Here is a 14379-nt window from a genome sequence, read left to right as displayed (position 1 = left end):
TGGCGGCCAGGGCCAAGACCGGGCCTGGATCAGGCCATGGCCGGGCCGCGACATTCTCGACCAGCGAGTACCCGCACTGCGGAATGCTCCAGCCAGCGCCAGGAGGTCACCCGATGGCAGTACGGCGAGCCCGCCTGGCTCGTGCGAGAAAGGCCGCAGGCTTCACCCAAGAGGCGTTTGCCGTAGCTGCCGATGTCGAAACCTCCACAGTGGTGCGGTGGGAAGCCGGCACCCGTCGGCCGTCGCCTCACAAACGCCCACTTCTGGCGCGGCTGTTGAAGGTCACGATGGAAGACCTGGACGAACTGCTGCATCCAGGTGAAGCGGAGTTGCCCGGACCGGCGAGTGCGACGCCGCGAAGCGACTCCACCGGCACCGCAGTCCCGGTTGTGCTCGGTGGTCGAGTGGTGCTCGTGGCGGTCGGTGCGGATGTCGGCCCCGGCCACGACTCCGGTTGGCAGGCGACGACTCCTGGCACTGTGGGGGTACCCGCCCTGACAACCGCGGAATGGGAGTTCATGAGCCCACTGGACCGCCGCACGCTGCTGAGGAGCGTTGCAGCCGCTTCTATGCCACTTGTCGACGCACCACCGACGCTGTCGACGCGCGTCGCACCCTCATTCTCGATGTCGGCCGGCTCCTCGTGGGCCGTTCCGATCACGACCGCCGTGTTGAACCCGGTCGACGCGGTTCGGGATGCTTCGCTGGAAGCCGCAGACGTTCCTGCGAGCGACGAGCTTGTCCTCCGTCGGGTCGTGCGGCGGGCAATGGATGCCTCACTGTCGTCGGACTACGGGACCTTGGTGCGTTCCTTGCCACGTCTCATCGGGCACGTCGAGGGGGCGACCCTGGTGGCGTCGGGGCGCGAACAGGAGGACGTTCGACGTCTCCTGTCCGACGTCTACGCCACAGCGGGCTGGACGCTGATCAAGGCGGACAACCCGGCTGCCGCCTGGGTGGCCGCCCAGCGTGCCGTCCACGTGGCCGAGGAAGTCGACGATGCACTCCGGCAGGCCGCCGCCACGCGCTTGGTCGCCGAAGTCCACATGCGCGCACGTCACTACGAGGACGCCACTCGGACGGCCCTCCTGGCGACCGTCCAACTGGACGCGGCCCGCTCGGAAGAACGTCCACGTGCCTTGTGCCTGCGTGGTGCGGCGCTGCTCAGCGCCGCAGCGGCTGCGGCGCGTCGGGGGGATGGCCGGGAAGCTCGCGCCGCTGTGAAAGCAGCGTCGATCTGCGCTGACGAACTGGGCGCGGACCGCGCGGACCTGGGCACCGTGTTCGGTCCGACCAACGTGGCCATCCATCGGGTCGCGGTGGCGGTGGAGCTGGGTGATCACGTCGAAGCGCTGAAACACGTGTCCTCGGTGAGGTTGGAGCGGATGCCGGGCGCGCTGACCGAGCGGCGGGCGCGTTTCCTCATCGACGTCGCGCGCTGAGGCCGGCGGACGGAATGACCGCGGTGCGATCGACGCCTTGCTGCAAGCCGAGCGGATCGCGCCGGAAGAGTTGCGGGAGCACCGGTTGACCCGTGAGCTGCTGAACGACCTGTTGCTCAGAGAACGCCGCAACTCGGCACTGCGCGGCCTCGCCGGTCGCTGCACACCGGCGAACTAGGAGGCAGGACACCGCATGACGGCTTCCGACCGCCTTCGCGTGCTGCACTGGAACATCCACTCGTGGCGTGACGAGAACGGCGGCTCCAACGTGGACGCCGTCGCCCGGCTGATCCGGGACACCGAGCCGGACGTGGTGTCGCTGACCGAGGTGGACGAGTCCTGGGCAGGACCGTCCGTGCTGGAAGAGCTGGCCGGGCGCTCGGGCTACACCTCGTTGTTCGTGCCGACGTTCGAGTTCGGCGGCGACCGACCACGCGGAGGGTTCGGCAACGCCCTGCTCACCAGGCTGCCGGTCGCGGCGGTCCGGCAACGGCAGCTTGTCCGGCCGACGAGCCGGTACGACGGAAGCGAGCGTTCCGAACCGCGCTCGGTCCTGTTGGCCAAGCTCGGCCGGGCGTGGTTCGGCACGACGCACCTGCCGCGTGGCGACGCCGGGAAACGGGCGGAGGCACTGGACCGCCTGGCGAAGGTGCTCTATGAGCTTCCGGTGCCGTGGGTGCTGTGCGGTGACTTCAACACCCCGGCGGCGACGTGGATCACCCCCGGCACGACCTGGGCTGTGGCACCGTCTCCCGCTGTCGCGACCTATCCGACCTCGGATCCCGCGGAGGCCATCGACTACTGCCTGGCGTCGGAAGGGCTTGCGCTGGAGGCCCGGGTGTCGGCCGCGCAGGGGTCGGACCACCTGCCGGTCGTGGTGTACGTGGGCGATCGGGATCCATCCTGAGCCGCCGGGCGAACTCCCTCGAAGCAACCCCCGGCCACGACCGGGGCACGGTCAGCCGAGCAGGCCCGTCAGCAGCAGGTCCAGGCGTGCGCGCTGGTGGTCGGGGCGGAGGCGGTCGCCGGCGGAGAGGGTGGCCAGGCCGTGCAGGGAACTCCAGAAGACCTCGACCAGGGTCTCCACGTCCCGTCCTCCCGCGACGGGGGCGACCGACGCCACGAACTCCTCGAACGCCGACCGCAACTCCGCCGGGGTCTCGGGCGTCCCGAACGGGATCTCCACGCGCTGGACGAACATCGCGTCGTACAACGCCGGCCGCCCGGCGGCGAAGTCCAGGTACGCCTCGGCCACGGCACGCGGTACCGCGTGACCCTCCAGCCCGGTCCGCGCGGCGCGCAACAGGCCCGCCAGCACGCCGAAACCGTCGACCGCGACCGCGCACACGATCGCGTCCTTGCCCTTGAAGTGGCTGTACAGCACGGGCTGGCTGTACTCCACCCGCTCGGCGAGCCGGCGCGTGGTCACCGCGTCCCAGCCCTCCATCTCGGCCAGGTCGCGGGCCGCGTCGACGATCAGCCGGTGGCGTTCCGCTCGTTCGCGCTCACGGCGCTGCTGGATGGACACACCTCACTCTAGCACTGCTAGACAAACAGGCGTGGCTAGAACTAGTGTCGCTCTTACACCTAGCAGCGCTAGCAACGGAGTGAGCAGATGATCCTCAAGCGCGTTAACACCGTCCTGGCCGCGCTCGTCGTCGTGGCGGGCCTGTACTTCGGGCTCGGCTTCCTGATCGACGGCGTCGGCGCGGCCGAGGACTTCGGCATCACCCCCTGGCCGCAGGACGAGGGCAGCGGCTACTACGTCGTCAAAGGCGTCCGCGACATCGCCTACGCCCTGACCGCGCTGGTCCTGCTGCTGCTCGGCCACCGCCGCGCCCTGGGCTGGGTGATCCTGGTCGACGCGATCATGCCCATCGGCGACTGCGTCGCCGTCTCCACCCACGGCGGAACCGTCGGCTACGCGCTCGCCGTGCACGGTTCCGCCGCCGTCCTCGTGCTGCTCGCCGGCGTGCTGCTGCTGGTCGAGCACCACCGGGCTCAGGCCAGTTCGACCGCCACCGGCACCGCGCTGCCCAGCGTGTGACCGACGGGGGAGGAGGCGATCACCTTGGCGTGCAACGCCTCCAGCTCCGCACGCGGCGCGCTCGACTCGATCCGCACCTTGGCCGTGATCGAGTCGAAGCCCGCGTGCCCCTCCTTCAGCCCGAGGAACACGTGCAGGTCGACGTCCCCCCGGAGGTCCACGGTGAGCTGGTCGATGGCGATCCCGGCCACCGTGGCGTTGGCCGCGTACCCGACGGCCAGGCAGTTGCCCAGCGCGCCGAGCAGCTGCTCGACCGGGTTGGGCGCGCTGTCCGCGCCGCCCAGCGCGGACGGCTCGTCCGACGGCGTCGGCTCGAACCCCCGGACCTTCGCCTCGGAGCGGAAGCCCCCTGCCACGTGACGTGCGCGGCCCAGGTGGTGCGGGCCTTCGCGGCGTCCTCCTGGACGGCGGCGACGAGCGCGCCCACGGCCTGGAGGTCGACCTGGTTCAACTGCGTTTCGACGGGCATCCGGTACCTCCGGTCAGGGCGTGGCGGTCCACGCCTCGGCGAGCAGTTCGTAGGACCGCACGCGGTCCCGGTGGTCGTGCGTGATGGTGGTGACGGCCAGCTCGTCGGCCCCGGTGGCGTCGCGGAGCTGCCGCAACCGGGCCACGACCGTGTCCGGCGAGCCGACGATCTGCGTCTCGACCCGGTCCGCGACCAACGCCCGGTCCTCGTCGGTCCACGGCAGCGCGTCGGCCTCTTCCGGGGTGGGGTAGGGGATCGCGCCCTCCAGCCGGCGGATGCTGCGCACCCACGCCGGGTAGCCCGTCGCCAGCCGGCGGGCTTGCGCGTCGGTGGGCGCGACGACGACGTCGGCCGAGACCGCGACGTACGGTTCCGGCACCCGCGCCGAGGGCACGAACGCTTTCCGGTACGCCGCAACGGTTTCCAGGGTCGTGCCGGGGCTGACGTGGTAGTTGGCGGCGAACCGCAGCCCGTGCCGCCCGGCGACCGACGCGCTCAATCCCGCGCTGCTGCCCAGGATCCACACGTCCACGCTCGCGCCTTCGCCGGGCACGGCCCGTGCCGCGATCCCCTCGGGGGAGCGGTAGGTGCCGTCCAGCAGCGCCAGGATGTCCGCGACCTGCTCCGCGTAGTCCGGCGGCTGCGCGCCCGGCAGGTTCAGCAGCGCCGTGCTCACCGTGACCCGGTCGGACGCCAGGACCCGCGTCACGTCGAGGGGGAGCGCCTTCGGCACCGGGAGCCCGTTCGACGGCACGACGGCGGGCACGGGCGCCTGCTGCGCCTGGTCCTTGAGGCGCTGGGGGCCGGAACGGCCGAGGCCCAGGTCCAGCCGGCCGGGGTGCAGCGCGTCGACCAGCCCGAACTCCTCCACAGTGGACAGCGCGGTGCGGTGGGCCAGCTGCACGCCCGCCGAGCCCAGCCGGATGCGTTCGGTCGCCGCCGCCACCAGGGCGATGACGACCGCCGGCGACGCGCCCGCCACGCCGGGGTTGAGGTGGTGCTCGGCCAGCCAGAACCGCCGGTAGCCGGCGGCCTCCGCGCGGCGCGCCAGGTCGACCGTGTCGCGCACCGCGTCGGCGGCGGTCGCGCCGCTGGGGATCGGCACCAGGTCGAGCACCGCGAGTGGAACCGTGGACATGATCCGCAGTCTGCGGTGGCCGCCGGGGTCGCCGACAGCGCCCACCACGTGGTGGGACGACCCGGAAATCGCGGGAATAACCCGCACCGCCCACGATCCGGGCGCAACCGGCCCACCCCGTGAACGCCGCCACCGCGCGCGTCGGCGACTCGGCCGTGGCCTTCGGGTCGGTGCACCCGGCGGTGGCCAGGAGTTCCGCCGGCGGCCCCACGAACCACGTCCGGTGCGCGCACGACCTCGCGGACCGGGTGCGCGGGGTCGGGGTACTCGGCCGCCGCGTTGATGAACGGGCAGCCCCCGGAGCCCGTCGCCGCAGATCTGCTCGCCCAGGCCGAGCACCAGCGGGACAGCGGCCCGCGCGGGTCGGTCGGCTGCCGCGCGCCCTGCGCGAGCCGGTCCCGGATCCGCTGGTCCTCGGCCTCCGGGTACGCCTTGACCAGGTCTTCCTTGCCGGGGAAGTAGCGGTGGGAGGTGGCCCGGCCGGCGGCGGCGATCACCTCGTCCACCGGCACGGCGTGGATGCCCACTACGAGGCCCTGGGCTTCACCGTGCTCGCCCGACCTGGCCCGGCTTCACCGAGGACGTCGACGCCCTGCGCCGCGACCTGGGCGCGATGGGGAGCCTGGGCTTCAGGGAGGTCGTGGACCACTACGAGCGGATCATCCATGCCCTGCCCAAGCCGCCGCTGATCATCCCGTTCACCGCGCTGCGCGCCGCGAGCCCGGTGCCGGCCGGCCCGTTCATCCTCGACAAAACCGTGCCGCTCACGCCCGCGTCCTGTTCCAGGGCGCGTTCGCGAACTTCCGGGTCGGCGGGCCGACCAAGGTCGACTTCCACGAGCCTTCCACGAGCCCCACCGCGCCCCGCTGCTGCTCGTCGACCAGGCCCTGGAGTGGGCACCGGAGCAGGCACTGGACGCCACCCGGACGGCGTGACGGGTGAAATCGCCGGCTTTTCGGGGCACGTCCGGGAAAGATGTCGTGGCGTGAGTCGGCACAGCGGTCAGTTCCACGACGTCGTCATCACCGGCGAACGGGTCTTCCGCCACCCCAGGACGGCCGCCGGCGTGGCCGGTCTGCCCGACCAGGCTCGTCTCCTGGCCCGGCTGGGCACGGTCGACCTGGGCGTGGAGATCCCGCGCGTGCTGGCCCGGACCGACCACGCCACGCCGGCGGGCGGCCCCCACCTGGTCCTCACCAGGGTGCCCGGCGAGCCGCTCGACCAGGCCGGCGCGGAGGCCGCGATCGGCGTGGTGGCGGGGGAGTACGCCCGGGTGCTGCGCGCCATGGCCGGGGTGACCGCGCTCGACGGCGTGCCGGTGGCCGACCCGGGCCGGTGGGACGAGTTCGCCGAGGGCGTCCACGCCGAACTGCTCCCGCTGATGAGCGCGTACGGGCGCGGGCGGGCCGAACGCGAACTCGGGGCCGTGCGGGCGCTGGACCACGTCGCGACGGGACTGGTGCACGGCGATCTCGGCGGCGAGAACGTGCTGTGGGTGCGGGGGCCGAGGCTGGCCGGCATCGTGGACTGGGACGAAGCCGCGATCGGCGACCCGGCGGAGGACCTGGCCGCGATCGGCGCGAGCTACGGCCCCGCCCTGCTCGACCACGTCCTGACGTTCCTGGGCGACCCACCGATCCGGCACCGGATCACCGCGTACCAGGGCACGTTCGCCCTGCAACAGGCCCTTTCCGGTGCCCTGCACGGTGACGACGACGAGTTGGCGGACGGCCTCACCGGCTACCGCTGAGCACGGTCGCGGCGGCACCGACCCGCCCGTCCCGGAAGCCGGACCCGGTGGCGTTGCCCGGTTTCCGGGTGTGCGGCGAGCGGGTCAGGAGCCCAGTTCCACGATCCGCGCCGCCACCGCCGTCGGGTTCTCCAACGGGAGCATGTGGCCGGCGTCGGCCACCACGACGGCCTCGCCGCCGACCGCTTCGGCCAGCGCCCGGGCGCTCGACTCCGGGCACAGCCGGTCCTCGTCGCCGACGATCGCGACCACCGGGCGTTCGCCCGCGACGGTGAGCGCGGCCTCGCGGTCGTAGCGGTCCACGGCGGGGCGGAAGAGGGCGACGGTCTCGGGCCAGTGCGCCCACACCATGTCGGCGGTCAGCTCGACGTCCTCCGGCCGGGGCTCGTCGCCGAACAGCCACCACCGCAGGCCCGCGGTCTTGGCGGGCTCGATCTTCTCCCGGATGGTGCGCACCAGCGGGCCGAACGCCCGTTCCAGCTCGCGCACCAGCTTGCCCAGCGCCTTCGGCCAGGCCAGCGACGTCTCCGCGAGCCCGGTGGCCGCCGTGGACACGAACACCACCCCGGCCACCCGCTGCCGGTAGAGCCGGGGACGCCGTTCCGCCATGGCCATCGCGGCCATCCCGCCCATCGAGTGCCCGGCGATCACCACCCGGCCCTCGGGCACGAGCTTCTCGATCAGCTCGCCGAGGTCGTCGCCGAGCTGTTCGACGGTCGCGGTCTCCTCGGTGGCCGGCCCGGACCCGCCGTGCCCGCGGTGGTCGTAGCGGATGACCGGCACGTCCGCCGGCAGCGCGGCCACCACCCGGTGCCAACTGCGGTGGTCCAACGCGTAACCGTGCGCGAGCACCACCGTGAACCCGGCACCGGACGTCCCGCCGCGCTCCAGGTTCAGCTCGGTGCCGTCCTCCAGCCGCAACCGCTCCGCCATGCCGGTGCCCTTCCGTCGTCGGACCTCACCCCGTCCAACGACCGTGCGGACCGGACGTCACGGTTCCGCAATTCCGGCGCCGGTCGAGGACCCTGAGGGGTGGGTCGACGACGGCCGGTGTGGTCACCCGGCCACGACGCCGGCCAGCAGCTTCGCCGTGCCTTCCGGCGACTCCACCTGGAAGTGGTGCGTGCCCAGGTCGACCAGGACGAACTCGAAGCGGTCCGAGTAGCGGTCGACCGCTTCGGGCGCAACGAGTTCGCGGACACCGAACACGGTGATCGGCTGCGTCGTCCCGCGCAGCGCCGCGTCCATGTCCCAGCGGATCAGGCCCTCCATGGCACGCAGGCCCGCGGGCTGCCGCACCGCGACCATCTTGTGGAAGTACCGGTCGTTGAGGGCCGGGTCGGTGCCCGCCGGCGTCCCTCCCTCCACGAGCCGGCGCACCGCTGCGCGGAAGTCGTCGCGGAACAGGCGGATCGTCGCGTCGGTCCGGTCGTCGCTCATCGCCGGGAACAGCGCGTAGTGCAGCCCGTCGATCGCGACGACGTGCGTCACCGTGTTCGGGAGCAGGCGGCCGACTTCGACGGCCACCGCGCCGCCGAGGGAGTGCCCGGCCACGGTCGCGTTCGTCACGGACTCGGCTTCCAGCACCGCCGCCACGTCGTGGGCGAACTCCTCGATCGTCCACACCTCCCTGGTCGAGCGTGATTCGCCGTGCTCCGCGAGGTCGATCGCCAGCACCCGGTAGTGGTCGGGCAGGTGGTCGGTCACCGCGTCGAAGTCGCTGCGGTCGCAGGCCCAGCCGTGGATGAGCGCCAGGGTCGGCCCTCCGGCCGGACCGCTTGCGGTGTAACGGATCGTCGTGTGGTCCGCGCGCTGCACTTCGAGGTTCTGCCTGGTGGTCACGATGTCTCCCGGTGGTGTGTCGGCACGTCGGTGCGGCGTCGGGTCCGCACCTGGTCGAGGCGCAGGACGAAGGCGGAGGAGGTGATCACGACGATCGCGAGCGCGTAGATCACGGTGGCGGTGCGCAGCCCCAGGGCCGTGACGGCGATCCCGCCGAGCACGGCGGGCACGCTGTTGCCCAGGTAGCTGATGATGTTCGCCAGGGCGAAGACCGAGCTGCGCTCGTGCGGCCGGGCGACCCGGGCGACGGTGCCGAACGTCGCCAGCACGGACGCGCCGAAGCCGACGCCCGCGACGACGGTGCCGGCCGCCGCGAGCCAGGCGAGGCCGCCGGTCGTGCCGGCGAGCGAGATCAGGGTGCCCAGGCCGAGGATGGCGGCGGACGGGGCCAGCAGCGACGACGCCGGACGGGGCCGCAGCACCAGGACGGTGAGGGCACCGGTGCCGGCCAGGAGCGTCACGACGATCCCGCCGACCAGGTGGTTGTGCAGCCCCAGCAGCTCGGCCGCGACCGACGGGCCGAGCGAGAGGTACATCCCGGCCAGAGCCCAGGTGGCGATCATCGCCGGCACCACCGGGACGATGTCCGCGCGCAGGTGCGCGGGCAACGCGATGCGGGGGCGCAGGGACGCGATCGCGCCCGGCCGCTTGAGCGACGTCTCCGGCAGGCGGGCCACGACGACCGCCGCCGGCACCATCGCGCCGAGCAGCAGGGCGTAGATCAGCCGGGTCGGCGCGGGGCCGAACTGCACCAGCACGCCACTGCCGAGCGCGCCGAGCGCGAGCCCGGTCAACGGGGCCACCGCGGTGATGGCGCCCGCCCGTCCGCGCGACGGTTCGAGGTCGACGAGGGTGGCGCTCAAGGTGGTCGTCGCCGCTCCGGTCGCGATGCCCTGCAACACCCTGGCGACGGACAGCACGACGACGTCGTCGGCGACCAGGAACAGGACGAGCGCGACGGCCTCCAGGGCGATCGCCGCGGCGAGCACCGGTCGGCGGCCGACGTGGTCGGACAGGGCGCCTACGACGAGCAGCGAGCCCAGCAGGCCGAACACGTAGAGGGCGAAGACGACCGTCAGCACCCAGGCCGTGAAGTGCCATTGCTGCTGGTAGATCACATAAAGCGGGGAGGGTGCGCTGGACGCGGCCAGGAAGGTCACGAGGATGGCGGCCACGCAGGGGAACGCGCCTTTCCAGGCCACGCGCTGCGGTGGGGAGGACGTGTCGAGGGTCTGAACGGGCATGCAAGCCTCGCAGTGATCGTTGCGTTAGCGACTCCAAGCTAACACAAACGCATCGATCGCTGCGATTAAAACGCAGTGATCAGTGCAATAATGGTCACATGCCCGCCGCGACCTCCACCTCCCGCGCCGACAGCCGACCCGGCGGCCGCTCGGCCCGGGTCCGGGCGGCCGTCCACACGGCCGTCCAGGACCTGCTCGCCGACGAGACCGCCGAACAGCTGACGATCCCGGTGATCGCCGGCCGCGCGGGCGTGCACGCCACCACGGTCTACCGGCGCTGGGGCTCCGTGGGCGACCTGCTCGCCGACGTGGCGACCAGCCGCTTCTCCGGCGATTTCGTGGTGCCGGACACCGGAAGCCTGCGCGGGGACCTGGAGCGGTACGCGGTCGACCTCGCCAAGGACCTCGGCGACCCGGACACCCTGGCCCTGGTGCGCGCCACCATCGGCGTCGGCGGGGAGCAAGGCGCTGCCGCGTGCCGCAGGGAACGCCAAGAGCAGCTTGAGGCGATACTCGACCGCGAACAGGGCCGGGGCAACCCGGTCCCGGCGGTGGACCGCACCGTCGACGCCCTGCTCGCGCCGCTCTACTACCGGGCCGTCTTCACCGACCGGCCCCTCACGGCCGAGTGGGCGCGCTCCCTGGTGGACCACCTGCTGCCGGAGACGCCGGGAGCCGTCGAGCGGTAGGTCCGCCGAGGTGGGCCACGACGCGGGGGCTCACCCGCAGTAGTGGAATGGCACGTGCGCGTCAGTGGTGGTCGGTACGCTTCCCGGTGCGGACCGCTGACGCGAGGAGGCCGAGTGACGACGAGCGACGGGCAGTTGGTCGGGGAGCTGGCCAGGGCCATCGACGAGTCGGACTTCGCCTGGTCGCTGGTGCTCGTCGGCGAGGACCAGCGGGACAAGCTGGCCGCGTTGACCAGCGAACTGCTCGGCAAGCCGTCGACCACCGGCGACGGCAAGCAGATCACCTCCGGCTACGCCTACTGGGGCATCGGGCCGACGATCGCCTGGGCGCACGCCTGCGCCGACCCGTTCTACCTGGTGATGAAGCAGAGCCTGGACTCGTTCACCCGCCGCTGGAGCCGGGTGCGCGGCAAGATCGGCGCGGGGTTCCACCACGTCTGCTTCGGCGTGGGCACCGGGCACAAGGACCGGCTGATCCTGGAGCACCTGCTGGAGCGCAACCCGGCGCTGCTCTACCTGCCGGTGGACATGAGTTCGGAGATGCTGCGGCTGGGCACCCGGGAGGCCACCCACCGGGTCGGCCTGCGCGGGCACCGGGTCGTGCCGGTGCAGTTGGACTTCTCCATCACCGACAACCTGGACGAGCTGCGCGAGCTGATCCAGCGGCTGGTCGGCGACGAGCCGGTGCTGTACTCGCTGTTGGGCAACACGATGGCGAACTTCGACCGCGACACCGAACTGCTGGCCAACCTCACCGCGCTGACCCGGCCGCAGGACCTGTTCCTGCTGGAGGTCGCGACCACCGACGCGTTGAGCGACGACCTGGCGCGCGACGCGGTGGAGGAGTACGCCAGCAGCCGCGCCTACCGCGAGTTCGTGACCAGCGCGCTGCTGCACAACACGGACCTGACGATCAACGCGGACGCGGTGCGGTTCCGCGGCGCGGTCGAGGGCGACCGGGCGCTGAAGGTCAAGGTCATGTACCAGAACCAGTCCGGCGGGGACATCATGATGATGCTGCCCGACCGGACCAGGGTGCCGTTCCCCGACCGGGACACCATCCGCCTCTACCTGACGCGCAAGTACGCGCGCAAGGCGCTGGACGGGATCGTGCGCGAAGTCGGGATGCGCAAGGTCACCGGCACGCACTCCGACTTCCAGGTGCCGCGCTCGGTGCAGGGCTTCGGGATGGACCTGCTGCTGCTCGCGCCGGGCACGCCGGTGCCCGAGCCGAGGCCGGACGACGACCTGGGCAGCGCCATCTGGGGCGGATTGACCACGTGACGCGCGTCGCGATCACCGCCCTGACGTTCGGGGCGCTCGCGGTGGCGATGGTGCTGGGCGTGAGCTGGTTCGTGGTGTCGCCGCCCGACCAGCGGTGGGAGCCCGCGGTGAACACGCTGGCGCTGCTCGCCGCCGTCACCGGCATCTTCGCCGAGCGGTGGGCGTCGCGGCACGAGCAGCGCAAGCAGGCGATCGAGTCGATCCGCCTGGAGATGGCCCGCAACCGCGAGGTGCTCGACGACGAGGCGTTCAGCCCGGAGCGCTCGCGCGGCAGCAGGCGGGTCTACCCGCGCCTGGTGCAGTCGGCGGTGGACGCGGCGCTGTCGGCGGGAGCGCTCGACCCGCGCACCGACGCCGAGCTGATCGCCCTGCTGCACCGCTGGCGCACCGCGTCCTCGTCGTTGAACCAGCGGCTGGAGCTGACCGAGATGCTGGTGTTCACCAGCGCGTCGACCGAGGTGGCCGAGCAGCTGCACACCGCGCTGCACGGCGCGACCAGCTTCCTCAACGGCCTGCGGACGATGCTCGACCAGGCGCAGACCACCCTCGGCGAACCGCCCGCGCGGCGTTAGCGGCGCTCGGCCGGGCCGCCGGACGCCGAAGCCGTTGCCATGAAAAGGAAGTTCGACGCCGTCGGGGGACGGTGGCGAGGTCGCCGGGCTCGGCGGCGCGCTCGCGCCGGGGCGGTCCCGACGGCCGGTGGCCGGGGCCGGCGCGGTGCGAGCGGTGCTCATGTGCGGCCGGGGGGTGGTGTGGGGCACGGCTGATCGGCCTACGCTGCGTCCACGTGGACAGCAGTGAGGTCGTCGCTGACCGCTACCGGCTCGACGAGCGGCTCGGGTCCGGGGGCATGGGTGTGGTCTGGCGGGCCTGGGACTTGGCGCTCGGGCGGGTCGTCGCGGTCAAGCACGCGCGGCCCGGGGAGGGCGAGCAGCGCGCCGAGCAGTTGCGGCGGGAGGCCAAGAGCGCGGCGCGGGTCCACCACCCGAACACGGTGACGTTGTACGACGCGCTGGTGGACGAGCGCGGCGAGTGCTGGCTGATCATGGAGTACGTCGAGGCGCGCAGCCTCGCCGACGTCCTGGGTTCGGACGGGCCGCTCGACGCGGAACGGGTCGGGCGGATCGGGGCGCAGATCGCCGACGCGCTCGCCGCCCTGCACGCGGGCGGTGTCGTGCACCGGGACGTCAAGCCGGGCAACGTGCTGGTCGCGCCGGACGGCACCGCGAAGCTCACCGACTTCGGCATCGCCCGGTGGAGCCGGACCACGCTGGACGAGACCGGTCCGCCGGCGTGGACGCCCGCGTTCGGCGCGCCCGAGGTGGCGATGGGCCGGGACGCGACCCGGGCCTCCGACGTCTTCTCCCTCGGGGCCACGCTCTACGCCGCCGCGACCGGTGACGCGCCGAACGACGTGGCGGCCCTGTCGCTGCCCGCGCCCCGCTCGCCGCTGTCGGCGGTGATCACCCGGCTCACCGCCGAGCGGCCCGCCGACCGGCCGACCGCCGCCGAGGCCGCGACCATGCTCCGCAGCGGTCCGGCCCGTCGTCGGCGGCGGGTGCGCCCGGTGCTGGTCGGCGGGATCTCGGTGGCCGCCGCCGCAGCGGTCGTGGCGTGGGCGCTGGCGCCCGGCGCGGCGCTCACCGTCGCGCGCGACCCGCGCACCGCCGACCCGTGCGGGCTGGCCGACGTCGCCGACCTCGGGCGCTACGGGCGGGCCGGGGTCCACCCCGAGTACGGCAACTTCGAGCGCTGCGACGTGCTGATCGAGGTCGACGGCGGCACGGTGGACGTGCGCATCCAGTTCGAGGCCGACCAGTCCGACCCCCGGTCGGGCGCGGTCGCCGTGCCCGAGGGCGGGCCGACCGTCCACCGCGACCCGCCCGACAGCCGCGAGTGCACCCGGACCATCCCGCTCACCGCGCCGTTCGGCCTGGCGATCACCGCGAAGACCTCGGCGGCCACCGCCGACCTGTGCGCGATCGCGGACTCGGCGACCGCGACGGCGGCGGCCCGGCTGGCCTCGGCCGGCGTCCCGGTGCGGTCCGCGCCGTTCGACCCCGCCTCGCTGGCCAACGCCGACGCCTGCGCCCTGCTCGACGGCCGCGCGCTGGCCCGCATCCCCGGCATCGACGCGACCGGTCCCGAGGTCGGGTTCGGCAACTGGCACTGCCGGTGGCACAGCACCACCGACCCGGTCTCGCTGATCGTCCGGTTCGACCGCAACGAGCCGCTCACCGCCCAGGACGGCCGACCCACCCGGCTGGGCGGCCACGACGCCGTGATCGCGCCCGACGACCGGGAAGGCGCCTGCGAGGTCCGCGTGGTGCACCGCACCTACCTCGCGTTCAACCGGCGGCCCACCAGCGAACTGGTGCTGGTCACGCTGATCGGCGAGGGACCCGCCGAAGGGCTGTGCGCGACCGCCGCCGAGCTGGCGTCGGTCGCCGCCGGGAGCCTGCCGACACCGTGAC

Annotated in this window: 16 protein-coding genes; 9 read left to right on the top strand and 7 right to left on the bottom strand. The window is 72.9% G+C overall.

The features are described from left to right. The first annotated feature begins 83 nt into the window (after positions 1-83). Genes AC0HI0_RS19430 through AC0HI0_RS19420 form a run of 3 tightly spaced genes read left to right on the top strand, consistent with a single transcriptional unit; the run spans position 84 to position 2349 of the window. Positions 84-1442 carry a helix-turn-helix transcriptional regulator gene (locus tag AC0HI0_RS19430; RefSeq protein WP_480933781.1) on the top strand — a complete coding sequence of 453 codons (1359 nt, stop codon included), beginning with the start codon at positions 84-86 and terminating at the stop codon, positions 1440-1442. A 37-nt stretch (positions 1443-1479) separates the two neighbouring features. Then, positions 1480-1620, top strand: coding sequence for a hypothetical protein (locus AC0HI0_RS19425; RefSeq protein ID WP_480933780.1), 141 nt, complete (start codon positions 1480-1482; stop codon positions 1618-1620). A 15-nt stretch (positions 1621-1635) separates the two neighbouring features. Then, entirely contained in the window at positions 1636-2349 is a 714-nt protein-coding gene (locus AC0HI0_RS19420) for an endonuclease/exonuclease/phosphatase family protein (protein WP_480933779.1), read from the top strand. 51 nt (positions 2350-2400) lie between these two features. Here AC0HI0_RS19420 and AC0HI0_RS19415 read toward each other — a convergent pair whose 3' ends face one another. Further along, complete coding sequence (locus AC0HI0_RS19415) at positions 2401-2970, bottom strand: TetR/AcrR family transcriptional regulator (RefSeq protein WP_480933778.1); 570 nt, start codon at positions 2968-2970, stop codon at positions 2401-2403. Positions 2971-3057: 87 nt separating this feature from the next. On the opposite strand from AC0HI0_RS19415, the gene AC0HI0_RS19410 reads away from it, so the two are divergent. After that, the gene (locus tag AC0HI0_RS19410) at positions 3058-3489 is read left to right on the top strand and encodes a DUF4267 domain-containing protein (protein WP_480933777.1); all 432 of its coding nucleotides are present in this window, start codon (positions 3058-3060) and stop codon (positions 3487-3489) included. Here the strand turns inward: AC0HI0_RS19410 and AC0HI0_RS19405 are convergent. The 3 genes from AC0HI0_RS19405 to AC0HI0_RS19395 form a co-directional block, all read right to left on the bottom strand. Next, the gene (locus AC0HI0_RS19405; protein WP_480933776.1) at positions 3444-3845 is read right to left on the bottom strand and encodes an OsmC family protein; all 402 of its coding nucleotides are present in this window, start codon (positions 3843-3845) and stop codon (positions 3444-3446) included. The genes AC0HI0_RS19410 and AC0HI0_RS19405 overlap by 46 nt on opposite strands. 126 nt (positions 3846-3971) lie before the next feature. Continuing rightward, positions 3972-5096 (bottom strand): LLM class flavin-dependent oxidoreductase, encoded by a 1125-nt coding sequence (locus AC0HI0_RS19400; RefSeq protein ID WP_480933775.1) that lies wholly within the window; start codon positions 5094-5096, stop codon positions 3972-3974. 648 nt (positions 5097-5744) lie between these two features. Further along, positions 5745-5933 (bottom strand): hypothetical protein, encoded by a 189-nt coding sequence (locus AC0HI0_RS19395; RefSeq protein WP_480934573.1) that lies wholly within the window; start codon positions 5931-5933, stop codon positions 5745-5747. Here AC0HI0_RS19395 and AC0HI0_RS19390 point away from each other — a divergent pair. Continuing rightward, a complete protein-coding gene (locus tag AC0HI0_RS19390) occupies positions 5854-6846 on the top strand; it encodes an aminoglycoside phosphotransferase family protein (RefSeq protein ID WP_480934338.1) in 993 nt (330 codons plus the stop codon). The genes AC0HI0_RS19395 and AC0HI0_RS19390 overlap by 80 nt on opposite strands. 84 nt (positions 6847-6930) lie before the next feature. On the opposite strand, the gene AC0HI0_RS19385 is transcribed toward AC0HI0_RS19390, so the two are convergent. The 3 genes from AC0HI0_RS19385 to AC0HI0_RS19375 form a co-directional block, all read right to left on the bottom strand. Next, the gene (locus AC0HI0_RS19385; protein ID WP_480933774.1) at positions 6931-7779 is read right to left on the bottom strand and encodes an alpha/beta fold hydrolase; all 849 of its coding nucleotides are present in this window, start codon (positions 7777-7779) and stop codon (positions 6931-6933) included. 123 nt (positions 7780-7902) lie between these two features. After that, positions 7903-8688 (bottom strand): alpha/beta fold hydrolase, encoded by a 786-nt coding sequence (locus tag AC0HI0_RS19380; RefSeq protein WP_480933773.1) that lies wholly within the window; start codon positions 8686-8688, stop codon positions 7903-7905. After that, entirely contained in the window at positions 8685-9932 is a 1248-nt protein-coding gene (locus AC0HI0_RS19375; RefSeq protein WP_480933772.1) for an MFS transporter, read from the bottom strand. The genes AC0HI0_RS19380 and AC0HI0_RS19375 overlap by 4 nt, the downstream gene beginning before the upstream one ends. A 98-nt stretch (positions 9933-10030) precedes the next feature. Here AC0HI0_RS19375 and AC0HI0_RS19370 point away from each other — a divergent pair, with 98 nt between their 5' ends. The 4 genes from AC0HI0_RS19370 to AC0HI0_RS19355 all read left to right on the top strand — a co-directional run bounded on the left by AC0HI0_RS19370 (position 10031) and on the right by AC0HI0_RS19355 (position 14378). After that, the gene (locus AC0HI0_RS19370) at positions 10031-10621 is read left to right on the top strand and encodes a TetR-like C-terminal domain-containing protein (RefSeq protein WP_480933771.1); all 591 of its coding nucleotides are present in this window, start codon (positions 10031-10033) and stop codon (positions 10619-10621) included. A gap of 114 nt (positions 10622-10735) precedes the next feature. Next, on the top strand, positions 10736-11905 hold the full coding sequence (locus tag AC0HI0_RS19365) for an L-histidine N(alpha)-methyltransferase (protein WP_480933770.1): 1170 nt from the start codon (positions 10736-10738) through the stop codon (positions 11903-11905). Continuing rightward, a complete protein-coding gene (locus tag AC0HI0_RS19360; RefSeq protein ID WP_480933769.1) occupies positions 11902-12477 on the top strand; it encodes a hypothetical protein in 576 nt (191 codons plus the stop codon). The genes AC0HI0_RS19365 and AC0HI0_RS19360 overlap by 4 nt, the downstream gene beginning before the upstream one ends. Before the next feature lie 215 nt (positions 12478-12692). Then, positions 12693-14378, top strand: a complete 1686-nt coding sequence (locus tag AC0HI0_RS19355; RefSeq protein WP_480933768.1) for a serine/threonine-protein kinase — start codon at positions 12693-12695, stop codon at positions 14376-14378. Position 14379 lies beyond the last annotated feature (1 nt).

The organism is Saccharothrix sp. NBAS 001 (assembly GCF_056640475.1).
The sequence above is the reverse complement of the archived record's forward strand: the minus strand, read 5'-3'. Positions and strand labels throughout refer to the sequence as shown.